The organism is Bacillus sp. OTU530 (assembly GCF_038440375.1).
In genome coordinates, this window is sequence record NZ_JASATP010000036.1 from 47,671 (window position 1) to 62,496 (window position 14,826).

Consider the following 14,826-nt stretch of genomic DNA (forward strand, 5'->3'; position numbering starts at 1 on the left):
ACTCAATAATTTTTTAAAGCAACCTTATATCGCTTAATCCAATAGGAGCGGGGGACCCAATTTTTTGTACATTTGTACTTGGGGTGAATCCTTTTTTGAAAAGGTAGGGCTACTCTTTAAGCCCGAATCCAACAGCTAACCTCGTAAGCGTCTAGAGAGGAGGTTTACTTTTGTTTCCTTTAAAGAGCACTAAGTAAACTAGTGTTCTTTTTATGTTTTCGTCTTATCTGAAAATTAGTTTTATTCTTATTTTGGAGAAATCAGGGGTATATCCTTCGTAGGAGCTTAACTTATGCATACCAAACTGTACTTCAAATTCATATTTAGTTTCTTTAGCTTTGTTTAACGACTTTGAAAAAACATAATTCCTTTTCTAGCAGAAAATCATGAGAAAATCCATTAATTTACAGGGAGAGAAGCAATCATGAATATCGAAAGTATTTGTCCTAAATGTGGAGAGATTAATAACGTAGAACTTAAAGGAGAAAAAATTCTTTTAGTAGCTTGTAAGAACAATCATAAATATGATCATATAGTAATCCCATATTCTAGAACCATTGGGATTAAGGATGATAAACGAGCAAAGTTAGAGGAAATGATTGTTGAGAAAAAATTTCACCGTATGAGTGATAAATCAACAATTTGTCTACTTATCTTTGAAAATGGTTATGAGGTAGAAGGGCGTTCAACTGTTCGAGATATGGCTGATTTCCGTTTAGTTATAGGTAAAGATAAAGCATATGAACAAGCATTAAGGAAATCCATGGAAGCATTAGGAGCATACTTAGTATAATTTTTTCCTGAGTGTCGGGAAACCCAAGGGTTTCTCGACACTCTGAACAGCCCTAAAAGGGCTGTCAGTTAACATAAAGTTCGTTAGTGGAAGTTATTTGACAATTCGCTTATTTGTATATTTTTACAAAACTAGATTTTCTTAATTACTTTACATGGATTCCCCACAGCAATGACATTAGGGGGAATATCTTTTGTAACTACGCTTCCCGACCCGATAATACTATTTTCACCAATAGTCACGCCAGGGTTAACAATTACGTTTGCTCCTAACCAAACTCTATCACCAATTGTCACTGGTAAAGCATAAACATCACCTTTTGCTCTAGCTTCAGGATCTGTAACATGATTAGCTGTATAAACTCCTACTCGTGGTCCAAATAAAACATCATCACCAATTGTAACTTTTGCGCAATCCAAAATGATTGCATCATAATTCGCAAAGAAATTGTTTCCTACATTTATTCAAAAATGTTCCATCCATATCAGTTAACACCAATTTAATCATTTTGATTTCCCCCTAACACTTATACTTCAATACAATTAAACAAACTTATTAAATTCATTTAATAAGTATTCAATAAAAAACTTATTAAACCATTTTAATAATTGATATCATATCAAATTATCACAAACAATGGAATTTACAAACTGAAATGTCTATATTCTTATATTAATTCTCTTTTCTTTAGAAGGGAATTCAAAAGGCATAACCAGTTATTAATAACAACGGAAGATAAACGTTACAAAAATGTAACACAGCGTTACACTTTAAGCGTCCTCTGGCCCTTGCGGCCACGCGGCCAGCTGCAGAACGTTCTTGAATGAGGTTTCATTCAAATTCTGCGAATGCTGCAAATAGATGAAACATTAATTGACCAATCGCACTGGATTTATCCATCGTAATGTTTTCTTGAAGACTATGAAAGCTAATTCCTTTTTCATTTAGGTCATTTACAATTTGGATGAGATGCTGCATGTTGCGCACCTAATCGATCCAGTCTCCACACAACAAGCGTATATTTTCTTGGTAAAAAATAAAAAGCGAACCGCCGCAGCGACTCGCCTCTGATGAACTTATGTACCAATAGCTAATAATTAGGCACTGATTACCGCATCAAGGATCGTTTCCACTCGCTTGTCCTTTACCTCATAATAAATTTCCAAGCCTTTGCGTGTTCCTGAAATAACCTTGACAGACTTCAATTTCGATAGATGTTGGCTAACTGTACTTTGTGGCATTCTGAACTCCTCGTGAAGAGAAGTTACATTTAACGGACCGTTATCGATCATGAATTTTACAAGTGCAAGTCTTACAGGATGGGCAACTACTTTTAACAATTCTGCGCTATCATTAAATTTTTCAATATTCATTTCATGATTCCCCTTCTCTTTTTCACCCTTTCATCATAATGCATCAATGTTACGAGGATATTAATATAGTAATACGATCAAATAACTTTTTGGTTGCAATCTACTTGATTTCATTACTTTATACTTTCTTTACTTTCAAAGGAGGGAAATTTTCTAAAAGCAGCTAACAGCTATTTACAATTAATCGTTTTTCATTCGTTTCTTGATTCTACTCAACGACTCAGGAGTCATTCCAAGAAAACTAGCTAATTGATGTTGGGGTACACGTTGAACTAGCTGAGGACGCTTCTTTAATATTGCTTTGTACCGTTCTTCAGGAGAGAATCTGATAAATTCGGCGAATTCATCTTGTACCTCACTGAGGCTAATCTCCATCATTTTGCGTGTCATCGTTTCCAATTGTGAGTAATTATTATACATGACCTTTTCAGAATCGAGGTCGCCCACCACCAATATTGAGTTTTCTAAACACATGAAAGAGTATTTTGATAACTCAACTTGTTGTTGATCATTGAAAATCGGAATGGCTTGTTCTTCCGTAAAAAAATTCGATGTAACCTCCTTGCCTGATTCATCTACAACAAACTGCCGAACACACCCCTTTAAAACGAAATAACATTTAATAATAGGAAGATCCCCTTGTCTAAGAAGGTATGCTCCTTTTTTATATGCCTCAATACGCACAGCTTCAGAGATCGTCCGTTGTTCTTCTTCGCTTAGAGAGGTAAATTGAGTCATATACTTTAACAAGATTTCCTTCATGTTATTATCCTTTCAAATTTTTTACTTTCATTTTGACATTTTCCCTCCTTTTATCCATGCTCAACTTCGAAAACTACGGAATAGAATAATCACCTCTAATATATTGCTAGGATAGCTAGAAAAATACAGATAACTGCACAAGTAAATAAGATGACAGAGGTTACAAGATTCCTCCTCATTTTAATAGCACAAGTACAAAAAAAGATAGCCGCAGCTAATTTGGAACAGCTTTGATAATAAGCATTATTCGAAAAAAATGAACTGCTGAAAATAATTGAAATAAGCAAAGTTGTAGAAATTAGTATTTTAAACCACAAAGGCTCCCTTAGGAATAGTTTAATCATAAATTTTATCCATTGCATGAAGGTATAACTCCCTCCAAAAAATTTTTTTCTAATTAAGCATATGATGTGTTCTTCAAAAGTACCACTTACCTTTATGCAAGTATGAATATCGCTGAAAGGGTTCATATACTGAAATGCTTATTCACCTAAACTGGCCCGATTCTTGAATATCATTGTCATATAAAAACAGCTTCAGTGCGCAAACTGAGCTAAGAAATGAAATAAATTCTGATAATAAAAAAACCGGCATCTGCCGGCTTTTTATATCATGTCGATATTAGCTCTTTTGAGCATTCATTGCTTCCCATTCTTCTTTGCTAGGACCATATACCCCAGGAACTTTCAATCCAGCTTGTCTCATAAGGACAGTCAATTGTCCGCGATGATGAGCCTGATGTTGAATTAGCAGACGGAAAACAGCCTGAACTGGCATGTCCCTTCCAAATAAATTCACCATTTTGTTCATTTGTTCATCTGAAACCTGTTCAGAAAATGCTTGTGTTAACCGCTGACTTACTGTTTTGTATGTCTCGCTGATTTCAGCAGCTGATTTCGGTGCCTCTCTTTGGAGATCAGGAACCTCAAATTTTAATCCAACCTGTGAAGGAAAATAGTAAGTTGCTCCAGTAATATGCCAAGCCAGGCTTCCAATGCTGTTTAATCCTGGAGATATCTCCTGATTCAACGATTCATCAGTCAGCACATCCAGCACTTTTTGGGTAACCGCTGCTTCTTGTTTCCATTCGTTTACGAAGTCATTTACTGATGTAAACATTTCAAACCTCCTTAAATTAGCAAATTCTTCAATATAAGCCTTTCAAATTCATTGTAGCATGTTTAGCTAACTATCTGCTTCTCGCAAAGGCTTATTAATCGAACCTTTTTTGTAATAAACTTCTTCATTTTTTACACAGCCTCCACAATAAGGGATCTCACATCGCCATCCACTTAACAAAATAAGTTTTCCCCAAAATGAGTAAACAGAACAGTTTACTCATTTTGGGGATGTTGTTCTTTTTGTTTGATGGACATGTGTATTTGCACCAGAACCAAAAAAAGCACTCATATAAATGAAGAAATAATGTAAGCGACCTTGTCGTTCCAATATGGATAGACGAGGTAGACTGTGAATTCACAAATACTTTCTAATATTTCCCCTTAAAACTACAAATAATATCTTGAATAAAATATATAGAGGGAAATAATGGATAAAAATTCTTTTGTAGAAGAACAAATTATAGAGCATCAGCAAAATAAACTGTTAACTTCAGCTGAGCTAGGTGATTTGTTTGCAAATTTCCTTGGAGACTCAATGTTCAGCTGTGTATTCGAACATTTTCTTCAAGTCGTGGAAGATGACGAGGTTAAGGATTATGTAGAATTTGCGATAGCACTTTCTAAAAGACATGTTAAGCAAATAAGTGACATTTTTATCATGGAAAAAATTCCTGTACCTGTGGGTTTTGGGGAACAGGATGTGCGAAAAGATGCACCTCGTCTATTCAGTGATATGTTCATGATTTATTATATTACACAAATGTCTAGTGTAGCATTACTAACTTACGGAAGTGCTTATGGAAATGCGAATAGACAAGACATTATGAATTATTTTAGAAATTCTATGAATGATTCAGCAGAAACCTATGAGAGAGGTATTCATTTATTATTTTCAAAAGGAATGGATATTGGTTCTCCAACAATTCCTTATGCTAAAAAGGTTGATTTTGTTGAGAAAAAATCATTTATGTCCATTATTATTGGAAGAGATAGACCACTTACAGCTAATGAGATTAAACATTTGCAATATAATATAAACACCAATATTTTAGGTAAATCCTTAATGTTAGGTTTTAGTCAGGTTGCCTCTTCAGAAAAGATTAGAAAATACTTTCATGAAGGAGCAAAACTTGCAGGTAAACAAATTAAGGGTTTATCTGTACATTTAACAAATGAGGACTTACCCTCTCCTAAGTTAATGGATGCACATATAACTGATTCAACCAGTTCTCCTTTTTCAGATAAACTTTTGATGTATCACAGTTCATTAGCTGGAAACACAACTCTCAACAACCTTGGTGCTGCTCTTTCTCAAATGACGAGACATGACCTAGCGGCAGAGTTTATGACAGCGATTCCTATGATTGGAAAGTACAACAATGATGGGCTCAATATGATGATAGAGCACGGTTGGTTTGAAGAACCATTTACCGCTGCGGACAGAAAAGAACTTTCTAAATCCTCACCTGGGAATCAGACATGAAACTTTGAATTTTAAAGTCATTTAATTACCCTAATAAGAAAAGCAGGCCGGTAAAAATGTGAATAAAAATGCGTTTGAAAAATTATTATGATCCATCGCTTTACCTGGTTTTGGACAAATACTAAATCAAAAGTATGTAAAAGGCATATTGTTTATTTCCATTGAATTCCTTGTAAATATCCAAGCTAATTTTAATGAAGCTATCCTTTCAAGCTTTCATGGTAATATTGATAATTCTATTGAGAAAATCAATTTCAATTGGCTAATGTTTTATCCTTGTTTGTATTTTTTTTCGATGTGGGATGCAGTAAAGGATGCAAATGGAGAAGAAAACTCTCCATTTTTATTTCTCCCATTTGTTTTTGCTGCGTATTTTGTCACTATTGGCTTAATTTACTCCACTAAAATTACAATATTGGTATTGTTTTTAGGTCCTATTTTTTTACCAATGCTATTTGTAATTCCAGGAGTATTAATTGGATTGATTGTAAAAAAAGTCATTACATCGTTCATAAAATAAGAATGCTAAGTTGTTTTCAGCTTTCAATTTAAAAGAAAGTTAAAAACTATGGCATTCTTTTTTAATGCCATAGTTTTTAACAAAGCTATACTTCAACTAACTCGACCTGTTAAATAAAGAACAATGTATATCTCATTCATGTCAAGTTAACATAAAATCGCTTATCGGAATTCAATGTATCTAGAAACCTATAAAAAATCTCTTCCGAATAAGCAAATCAATTGCTTTTATTAAATATGGAATAGACAAAACAAAAAAACGAGATCTGAATTAGATCTCGTCGGAAACTTTACATAACATATTATTATCCGTAGATAACTTGGGATAATTGTTTGTTAACTGTATTATTCCTCTTTTATTGATTGATATCTTTTAAGGATTCACATCTAATCCTTCAGGGTTAAGACCTACCGAAATGGTAGCGATAACGGTGTTAGTATTTCCACTGATAACAGAGACGCTGTTGGAGAATAAGTTTGCCACATAAACTGCATTCGTTAAACGATTCACTCTTACATCAAATGGTCTATTACCTACTGGAACGGTGGCGATGATGGTATTGGTATTAAAGTCGAATACCGTGACATTGTTATCCATTGCGTTTGCAATGTAAATTCGGTTGGTCAATGGATTAACTCCTACGCCTTCTGGTTGAGTGCCTACCGTTATAGTGGCGATGACGGTATTAGAAAGCCCATCAATAACCGACACAGTGCCAGGACTATCGTTAGAGTTTGTGACGTAAATTTGGTTGGTAGTCGTATTCACGCTTGCAAAGAATGGCCCCAAGCCTACCGGAATTGTGGCGATAACGGTATTCGTGCTTCCGTCAATAACTGAGACATTGTTACTACCGAAGTTTGGAACGTAAATTCGATTAGTTATAGGGTTTATGCCTCCCATATAGAATGGTTGCGTACCTACTGCAATGGTGGCGCCAACAGTATTGGTGTTTCCATCAATAACTGAGACATTGTTACTGCCTCGATTCGCCACATAAATTTGGTTGGTTGTCGGATTTACTCCTACACCGTTTGGATTAGTACCCACCGGAACAGTGGCGATGACAGTATTGGTGCTTCCATCAATAACCAAGACATTTTGACATGCAGGGGAAAGAAAATTAGACACGTAAATTCGATTAGTTGTGGGATTTACACCTACTCCGTTTGGTTGCCCGCATTGTGGAATGGTAGCAATGACGGAATTGGTGTTTCCATTAATAACCGAGACGGTTTTGCCGGTTGTGTTTGCCACATAAATTCGGTTAACAGAGGTAGGAATCGTGGGCCCTGGAGGTCCTTGTGGTCCTGGTTGCCCTGGAGGCCCTGAAGGTCCTGGTTGCCCTGGAGGCCCTTGTGGTCCTGGTTGCCCTTGTGGTCCTGAAGGTCCTGGTTGCCCTGGAGGTCCTTGTGGTCCTGGAGGTCCTTGTGGTCCTGGTTGCCCTGGAGGTCCTTGTGGTCCTGGAGGTCCTGGTTGCCCTTGTGGTCCTGGTTGCCCTGGAGGTCCTTGTTGCCCTGAAAGCCCTGATTGTCTTGGTGGTCCTTGTGGTCCTTGTTGCCCTGGAGGTCCTTGTGGCTCTTGCCCTGGGGATCCTTTATGTTTAGACATTAATAAATGCACCTCAATTTGTGTGAATTCAAATATATATCAAATATATATTTGAATCAGCTTGTGTTTGTTCCCAAACTTAATAGGTGTATTTTAGTATGTTGATGTTCAGAGAAGAGGTTACATAAAAAAGTCTTTTGTTTAATCTATAAGAAACTTTTTGTATATTCCATACATCCTTAGTTAACATAAAATCCGAAAGTGGACGTAGGTAAATTTGAGTGATTTGATTTCAACAAAATTTAGAATTTATACTTCTTTAAATTTGTTCAAAACTTTTACTACGAGTAGACCAATAAGCCAACAAATACATGGTAACTAAAATAAAAAAAGAGTATGTATATGCTCAATCTATTTTTTGATATAGATGAATCATACTCATAATGGGCATTCCAATGTATGCTCCTAACCCACCAAAAATAATAGCTTTTACAAATGGTTTAACGTTAGGCTTAAATTGAAGAAAAAACATGGTAAGAACGGGCAAAAGAGAATATCGAAATGAATAACTGATAGTAGGCAAGGGGCTAACTTTAATTGGATACATCCATTTACCATGATCAACACCTACTGCATCTAGAGTAGATGACAAGAGCATGATGATAAAGCTTGCAAAAAGAAGACGGGCTGTGCTTTCTTTCTTACGAAATATTACCCATAAAATCCATGGAAGAATTAACATAGCTAATGATACCCACCAATTCCATGTGAAAAAAAGCCTTCATGTGTGCATCTGTAATCATCTGATTGGCTTTCACTATTAATTTGTTTGCTTTCTCGACTTGCTGTAACCCATCTTCGAATGCCATTTCTATGTCCTCCCTTGCAGAGACAAGCGTAATATTTTTAATAAGTTTCCTAAAAATTTATTAATTGTCATTAATTCTTTTTTTATTTCGATGTGAAACTCCCTTTTTATACCATCTTCATTGAAAATAGCTTTTTAAGGGATAACTATAAAAACCTCTTCAATGAAAGATCTGAAGAGGTTTTGTTTTTACATGATTCGCGTTCTAGGAAGTGAAAGGTGACCCCCCTCCTGTTCGGAATGAGGTCTCGGCTACTTGTCCATTTTTATGGTTTATGTAGGATTTTATACATCATTGATAAATCAACATTTCCAGCTTCCTCAGAAGCCTAGCTGCTATATAAAAAAGGAGGGTTTTATGTAATCTTTTCTTTCGCTAATACCAACCGATAGTTAAAATTTTACATGAATTGATCTTCTTTTTGTTCTATTATTACTTTTTCAATTAAGTATTGATACCAATAAATAATGATTGCTAAAAAAACACTAAAGCTAAAAAAATGGATTGGTCTCAGCTTTTTAAATTCAAATACTCCTACTTTAGTGAAAAACTTAGCAATAGGAAATGAAAGAAGATAGTCGAGTACAATATTCAATGCTAAATACTTTTTAAAGTTACCGTATGTTAATTTAAATACCCATATAGTCGTCACGAAAAATAAACCTAACAAATAGGAATAATCTACTGCTGTATAAGGGAATATCGGATTTTTAATTTTCCAGAATCTTTTCCTATCTGCTACAACACTAAATAGAGCTATAATCAAGTTAACGAAAGTCGTGGCAGGCAGGAAACGCATAAATGCCTTTTTTCCTAATAAGAGGAGCTGTTAACCAAGGAACGATTAAATTACTTAAGGATAATAATTTTCTTTTATCAAGCATATCATCCATCACTTTTCCTTTCAGAAAGGAACTTTGTCCTTTTTTTATTATGTATTAATATTCCCTATCTCGTTTAAGGTTTCCAATTATTAGGACTTTTATTAAAATACGGTTTGTTAAAGTAATCTGCCCTGTCGTTAAACAAGAACCGTACCATAATCGTGCATTATCGGAATTCAATGTATTTAGGAAACTACAAAAAAGCTCTTCAGTTAAATGATCTGAAGAGCTTCATGTTTATATAATTAACGTTATTGGAAGTACAATAGGGTTATTTTGAAAGTTCGCTTTCTGTTACCCACTTGTGGTTTTTCACTTGTTTTCCATCCGCTGTGGTGTAATCAACCATGTACACAGTAGTTTTCTCGGCTGAATCAATAGTTGCCCTTGCCCCATTCATGCCTTCCATGTGATCTGCTTTCAAAGTTACTTCTGTTCCAGGCTCTAATGTTTTATCACCTGCATTTTTAATCTCTTCTTGAATCACCCATTTATGATTATTTACCTTTGCTCCACCAGTTGTTGGTGTATAGGAAACAACATAAGCTGTTGTATCATAAGCTCCAACAATGGTTGCCTTTGCTCCATTCATACTTTCCATATGGCTGGCTTTGACTGTAGCTTGAGTTCCAACTTTATAGGTTGGATTCTCTGCTACTTTCAACCCCTGTGGTACTTCACTCGAACTAGAATGGTTCATTTGTTCATGATTCATATTACTCATATTATCATTCGATTTATCTTTATCGTTTGTGTTAGCTCCACAACCACTTAAAGCAAGTGTGACAATGGTACCCAAAACTAGAAGTTGTTTTTTCATTTACATAAACCTCCAATTACTGTTTATATTACCATTAATACTATATACCCCTTTAGGGTATAAAATCAAGTAAAGTCAACAAATTGATATAAGTAGATATTGAATATTGTATACATGTCAGGTTTACATAATAATTTATTATCGGAAGTCAATGTATCTAATAACTTAAAAACCCCCTCAGATCCTGAAGGGGTTTTTGTTAACCTTCACATAGCCTAACAACTTTAGGGAATCCTATATTTCAAACTGGTCGTTCAGAAAAGGCTAATGAAAATAGAGGGATGTAGAAATGAATCGGTATTTTTATTATTTGATAATCGTAAACATGGTAGCAAATATTGTGGCATGCGTTCCTAGAATTTTATTAGAAGCTAGAACAAAGGGAGCCATTGTTTCCATGATTCTCGCCATCATTACGGGTTCTATGGTTACTTATACAATAGCCCGTTTTTTTAACAAATTCCCTAGTAAAGGATTACCTGAACTACTAAAAGAGTACACTCCGAAATGGGTTGCAATTCCACTTCTTATGTTACTTACAGTTGGCTGGTTTTCAGCAGGATTAACATGTCTTCTTAACTATTCCTTCTTACTGAAAAGATTTTTAACTCCAGATATGTCAATACAATGGATAACTTCCATTTTTCTATGCTTTATTTCATTTGGCATATTAATGAGTTCCAAAAGTGTGTTATATACGGTTGAAACCCTTCTAGTGTTCAACATTCCTCTGGTGCTCATCATTATGATAAAAGCATATACGAGCGAAGGTATGGAATGGGACTATGTAAAGGAATCTGTAATGTACATCTATCACACTCCTAGCTACTCTGCATTTTCTGCTGCTTTATTTTCATCCCTAGGTGCAGCAAATTTAATTATTTTTAATCGTGTATTTACGCAAAAACAAAAGATGACTTTGCTTCAAATTGGGCTCATTTTCTTCGCATTGATAGGAAACTTAGCCACTACCTATTTTGTTCCAATTGGATATATTGGATTTAATCATCTCGATAGAGTAGTTTACCCTTGGGTTTTCACGAGTGATTCCCTGCGGCTGGAGTTCGGCTTTATTGAACGTGTTTTATTCATTTTTCTCATGTTATATCTATCTGTTTCCTTCTTAAGTATTTTAATTCATTGGCATGTAGTGATAGAACTCTTAAAAAAGGTGATTTGGTTGGAACGGTTCAAATGGAAAGAGCGTAACCTTACACCCTATCTGTTTGTTGGTATGCTCTGGTTTATTAGTCTGCAAGGAGCCTCCTACCTAACAGAATATAAGATCACCTTGTATACAAGCTATTTTTTAAACTGCTTGCCGGCTTTCATTATAGCTACTTTTCTTGTATTGTGGTTCATAAAAAAAAGGGCAAAGGTATAAATTGATTCGTTACTTAAATTAAGAAACGATGAATATCGTATACATGTCAGGTTAACATAACATGTCATTATCGGAAGTGCCATGCCCTTGGGCATCCGTGTTGGTACTGGGCTTCTCGCAATCTCCCCATTTATCAAATATGCAGGATTTTATGCAATGCCCTAGCGGTTCGGCTTTTGGTCTCCCCATCCTTTTTCATATAAAATCCTCCTGATTTTTTTCAAAGAACAGAGCAGAGTATAAACCCTGCTCCTGAAAAAAATTTCATCAATCTATAGTGCACCAACTACTGGATGCGGTACATACGGTTCTTCTAAGTACGCAATTTCTTCAGGTGTTAATGTTACGGATAGGGCACCGACTGCATCGTCAAGATGGGATATTTTCGTTGCCCCGATAATAGGTGCTGTTACCGGTTCTTTCTGTAACAACCAAGCAATTGCGATTTGTGAACGAAGAACACCGTGTTTTTCTGCCAGTTCTGCAACCCGCCCTGCAATTAATTGATCAGTGCTTACAGTTGCATCGTATTTAGATTTCTGCGTTTGGTCGGTTTCGGAACGAAGCGTGGTTTCTGACCAATCACGCGTCAATCTACCTGAAGCAAGTGGGCTATATGGAGTCACTCCGATTTTTTCCTCCTTACAAAGTGGTAACATCTCCCGTTCCTCTTCACGGTATATGAGGTTGAGGTGGTTCTGCATCGATACAAAACGAGTCCAACCATTTTTCTCTGCCACATTCAATGCTTTTAGGAACTGCCATGCATACATTGCAGAAGCACCAATATATCTCGCTTTACCAGCTTTTACAACATCATGTAATGCTTCCATTGTTTCTTCGATGGGCGTGTTATAATCCCAACGATGGATTATATAAAGGTCTACATAATCTGTTCCCAAGCGTTTAAGACTCTTATCAATTTCGCTCATAATATGCTTTCGGGAGAGACCTTTGCTGTTCGGACCTTTGCTGTTTAAATCTTTACCCAGTGGAAAATAAACCTTTGTGGCAAGGACAATCTCATCTCGGTTTGCGAAATCCTTAAGGGCACGTCCAACAAATTCTTCACTTGTTCCATCTGAATAGACATTCGCTGTATCAAAGAAATTAATACCTAAATCAAGGGCTTTTTTGATTACAGAACGACTGCTCTCTTCATCAATTACCCAAGGGTGAACCCAACGTTCCTTCTCGCCAAAACCCATGCATCCGAGACAAAGACGCGATACATCCAAGCCAGTATTTCCAAGTTTCACATATTCCATTATTTTTTCCTCACTTTCCAATATCTGATTTTTGCCTACCTGATAGTATAAGCAAAAACTAGATGCTTAAAATGGTCAAATTAATGAATTATGGCCATTAATACACAAACGAATGAAAAAATATCTATTAAAACATCTATATATTAATGAACATTTGTCTATAATTATATATACATTACAATTATTTTCCTACATGCATAAATGGTTAATTTATTTGTTTTTGTTTATTAATTAACAAATATATGAAAATTGTTCATTATCTTAAGAAAGTTAAGGAAAATAAACAACGAGTAAGACAGAGTAGGGATATTATTTGTACGGAGAGGCTTTTTTGTTTTTTAAGGGAAAAAACCTGATCAGTGTTGGAGCGGTTGATAAGGGGTAATTATAATTATGAGAGATACCCGCTTTTTTATCATTCCTCACCCCTAAATGATTATGTATGTCCTATTCAAAAAATGACGTTTAACCTAAAGAGTCGCGTTCCTCAGAATATCGCACGAAATTTATAAGGTCTGATACAATTTGTTTGTTCTGAGACGGTAAAATAAAAGAATAAGCCCTGCTTATATGGAAGCTGAGCCTACTCAGGCTTTGAAATAAATTAAGAAGGAGTGACTTCCGATTTCAAGGCAGTGGAATTCTTATGAGCAAAGCTGACATATCCCACAAGCACTAAAATCATGATAGTAAGAACTAAACTAACGAATCCTTTGTCCATTCCAAGTCCTCCTCGGTGTGTAGGGGAAGCCATCCAGTCTGCAAACGATGCACCTGCCGGTCTTGTCATGACGTAGGAGAACCAAAAAGCAAAGATTTGATTCACAGGAAAGAGACGAGACAAAATCATAGGTATTACCAATAGTACTGTATAAAAGATTCCTGACGTAAAGAATCCTAAGTGCAACGTTCCGGCAGACATATCACCTGCCGCAGTACCAAGGGCAAAGGTTGCAAGAACAGTTAGCCAATAAAACGTCTCCCGACGCCGCGTATAAATACTGTGGACAGAAAGTGTTTTTTCCTTGGCATACCAAGTGACTAATACAGCCAACAACAAAGCCAAATAAATAAAGGTTGCTACAAGAGGGGAGTGTCCTAGTGAGAAACTGACAATGTCCGCTGCTGTTGTACCAAATATACTTACCATCACAACAACAAGCCAATACACAGATGGAATATATTTGTGCATGGAAAATTGTAATCCTAGTGATACCAAAAGTCCTAATACGGAAAGTGAAACTGCTAATGGTATAGCCAAGCTCTCATTCAAATAATCCGCAAATACCTCACCCATTCCCGTAGTGAGTATCTTAATGATCCAGAAAAGCAGTGTAATTTCTGGTACCTTTGAAATCAAATCTTGTGTTTTACCTTTTGAATCCAACGTAAAAACTCCTTTTCAAATAATTATTCGGCATATTTATGATTACATTTTAGCCACATGTATTATGGTAACTTTGGAAAATGAAGCTATGATGAGAATTAGATTAAATATAGAAAAGAATCAATAGAAAAAGTAAGAGGAAGCCAAAAAAATCCTCCTAAAAAGGAAGGTTATGAATTTCTATCTGTAAATCTAAATTCTGAACAGATGTTGAGATACGAGTATATCCTACTATCATTTCTATCCAGCCTTTACCATATGTATCTACCTATCATTGCAACATAACTTAAATACTAGGGGATTATCTGAACATAGATTTATAAACAGAGTTTTTGGACATATTTATAGGGGGAAATCTACGAAACTAAGACTGAAATGGATGTGTCCAGAAAATAGTGACTTTCTGGACATTATAAAGAAACAAAATGAAAAGTTGGTTCACGAATAATGCAGTTGTTACAAAATGATAAAGCTCTTTGAGAAATAAAATAGTTGTCCAAAAATATGGTATGAAATTGGATGTTCATATCGTATTTTCTTTTTGTCCTCTATTATAAAAACAGAAATATTTCGATAGCTGTTAAGTTATTGAACTACCTGCCACTTAAACA

At 35.5% G+C, this 14,826-nt stretch carries 15 protein-coding genes, 1 pseudogene and 1 riboswitch; of the genes and pseudogenes, 5 read left to right on the top strand and 11 right to left on the bottom strand.

Features of this window, described 5'->3' with window-relative positions; translation table 11 throughout:
- The first annotated feature begins 20 nt into the window (after positions 1 to 20).
- Positions 21 to 164: riboswitch (cyclic di-AMP (ydaO/yuaA leader) on the top strand.
- A gap of 260 nt (positions 165 to 424) precedes the next feature.
- Positions 425 to 793 carry a Gp49 family protein gene (locus AAHB12_RS21860; protein WP_342047065.1) on the top strand — a complete coding sequence of 123 codons (369 nt, stop codon included), beginning with the start codon at positions 425 to 427 and terminating at the stop codon, positions 791 to 793.
- 131 nt (positions 794 to 924) lie between these two features.
- Here AAHB12_RS21860 and AAHB12_RS21865 read toward each other — a convergent pair whose 3' ends face one another.
- The 5 genes and pseudogenes from AAHB12_RS21865 to AAHB12_RS21885 all read right to left on the bottom strand — a co-directional run bounded on the left by AAHB12_RS21865 (position 925) and on the right by AAHB12_RS21885 (position 4,047).
- Positions 925 to 1,212, bottom strand: a complete 288-nt coding sequence (locus AAHB12_RS21865; RefSeq protein ID WP_342047066.1) for a DapH/DapD/GlmU-related protein — start codon at positions 1,210 to 1,212, stop codon at positions 925 to 927.
- A gap of 415 nt (positions 1,213 to 1,627) precedes the next feature.
- Positions 1,628 to 1,811: pseudogene (locus AAHB12_RS21870) on the bottom strand (recombinase family protein); the annotation flags it as partial.
- A 79-nt stretch (positions 1,812 to 1,890) separates the two neighbouring features.
- Complete coding sequence (locus tag AAHB12_RS21875; RefSeq protein ID WP_342047068.1) at positions 1,891 to 2,166, bottom strand: ArsR/SmtB family transcription factor; 276 nt, start codon at positions 2,164 to 2,166, stop codon at positions 1,891 to 1,893.
- Positions 2,167 to 2,346: 180 nt separating this feature from the next.
- Complete coding sequence (locus AAHB12_RS21880; protein WP_342047069.1) at positions 2,347 to 2,928, bottom strand: Crp/Fnr family transcriptional regulator; 582 nt, start codon at positions 2,926 to 2,928, stop codon at positions 2,347 to 2,349.
- Positions 2,929 to 3,549: 621 nt separating this feature from the next.
- On the bottom strand, positions 3,550 to 4,047 hold the full coding sequence (locus AAHB12_RS21885) for a DinB family protein (RefSeq protein WP_342047071.1): 498 nt from the start codon (positions 4,045 to 4,047) through the stop codon (positions 3,550 to 3,552).
- A gap of 429 nt (positions 4,048 to 4,476) precedes the next feature.
- Here AAHB12_RS21885 and AAHB12_RS21890 point away from each other — a divergent pair, with 429 nt between their 5' ends.
- Together AAHB12_RS21890 and AAHB12_RS21895 are read left to right on the top strand one after the other, a co-directional pair.
- The gene (locus tag AAHB12_RS21890) at positions 4,477 to 5,532 is read left to right on the top strand and encodes a DUF3231 family protein (protein WP_342047072.1); all 1,056 of its coding nucleotides are present in this window, start codon (positions 4,477 to 4,479) and stop codon (positions 5,530 to 5,532) included.
- A gap of 148 nt (positions 5,533 to 5,680) precedes the next feature.
- A complete protein-coding gene (locus AAHB12_RS21895) occupies positions 5,681 to 6,052 on the top strand; it encodes a hypothetical protein (protein WP_342047074.1) in 372 nt (123 codons plus the stop codon).
- A 372-nt stretch (positions 6,053 to 6,424) separates the two neighbouring features.
- On the opposite strand, the gene AAHB12_RS21900 is transcribed toward AAHB12_RS21895, so the two are convergent.
- Positions 6,425 to 7,309: a YVTN family beta-propeller repeat-containing protein gene (locus tag AAHB12_RS21900; RefSeq protein ID WP_342047075.1), complete on the bottom strand. Its 885-nt coding sequence runs from the start codon at positions 7,307 to 7,309 to the stop codon at positions 6,425 to 6,427.
- A gap of 47 nt (positions 7,310 to 7,356) precedes the next feature.
- Here AAHB12_RS21900 and AAHB12_RS21905 point away from each other — a divergent pair, with 47 nt between their 5' ends.
- Positions 7,357 to 7,659, top strand: coding sequence for a hypothetical protein (locus AAHB12_RS21905; protein WP_342047076.1), 303 nt, complete (start codon positions 7,357 to 7,359; stop codon positions 7,657 to 7,659).
- Between the two features lie 350 nt (positions 7,660 to 8,009).
- Here the strand turns inward: AAHB12_RS21905 and AAHB12_RS21910 are convergent, their stop codons facing one another.
- The 3 genes from AAHB12_RS21910 to AAHB12_RS21920 form a co-directional block, all read right to left on the bottom strand.
- Positions 8,010 to 8,345 carry a CBO0543 family protein gene (locus AAHB12_RS21910; RefSeq protein ID WP_342047078.1) on the bottom strand — a complete coding sequence of 112 codons (336 nt, stop codon included), beginning with the start codon at positions 8,343 to 8,345 and terminating at the stop codon, positions 8,010 to 8,012.
- Positions 8,305 to 8,472 (bottom strand): hypothetical protein, encoded by a 168-nt coding sequence (locus AAHB12_RS21915; RefSeq protein ID WP_342047080.1) that lies wholly within the window; start codon positions 8,470 to 8,472, stop codon positions 8,305 to 8,307. The genes AAHB12_RS21910 and AAHB12_RS21915 overlap by 41 nt, the downstream gene beginning before the upstream one ends.
- A gap of 1,155 nt (positions 8,473 to 9,627) precedes the next feature.
- The gene (locus AAHB12_RS21920; RefSeq protein ID WP_342047081.1) at positions 9,628 to 10,176 is read right to left on the bottom strand and encodes a YdhK family protein; all 549 of its coding nucleotides are present in this window, start codon (positions 10,174 to 10,176) and stop codon (positions 9,628 to 9,630) included.
- A gap of 289 nt (positions 10,177 to 10,465) precedes the next feature.
- Here AAHB12_RS21920 and AAHB12_RS21925 point away from each other — a divergent pair, with 289 nt between their 5' ends.
- Positions 10,466 to 11,560 (top strand): GerAB/ArcD/ProY family transporter, encoded by a 1,095-nt coding sequence (locus tag AAHB12_RS21925; RefSeq protein WP_342047082.1) that lies wholly within the window; start codon positions 10,466 to 10,468, stop codon positions 11,558 to 11,560.
- 272 nt (positions 11,561 to 11,832) lie between these two features.
- Here AAHB12_RS21925 and AAHB12_RS21930 read toward each other — a convergent pair whose 3' ends face one another.
- Both AAHB12_RS21930 and AAHB12_RS21935 read right to left on the bottom strand, forming a co-directional pair.
- Positions 11,833 to 12,828 (bottom strand): aldo/keto reductase, encoded by a 996-nt coding sequence (locus AAHB12_RS21930; RefSeq protein WP_342047083.1) that lies wholly within the window; start codon positions 12,826 to 12,828, stop codon positions 11,833 to 11,835.
- 604 nt (positions 12,829 to 13,432) lie between these two features.
- Entirely contained in the window at positions 13,433 to 14,215 is a 783-nt protein-coding gene (locus AAHB12_RS21935) for a COG4705 family protein (RefSeq protein WP_342047084.1), read from the bottom strand.
- Between the last annotated feature and the right edge of the window lie 611 nt (positions 14,216 to 14,826).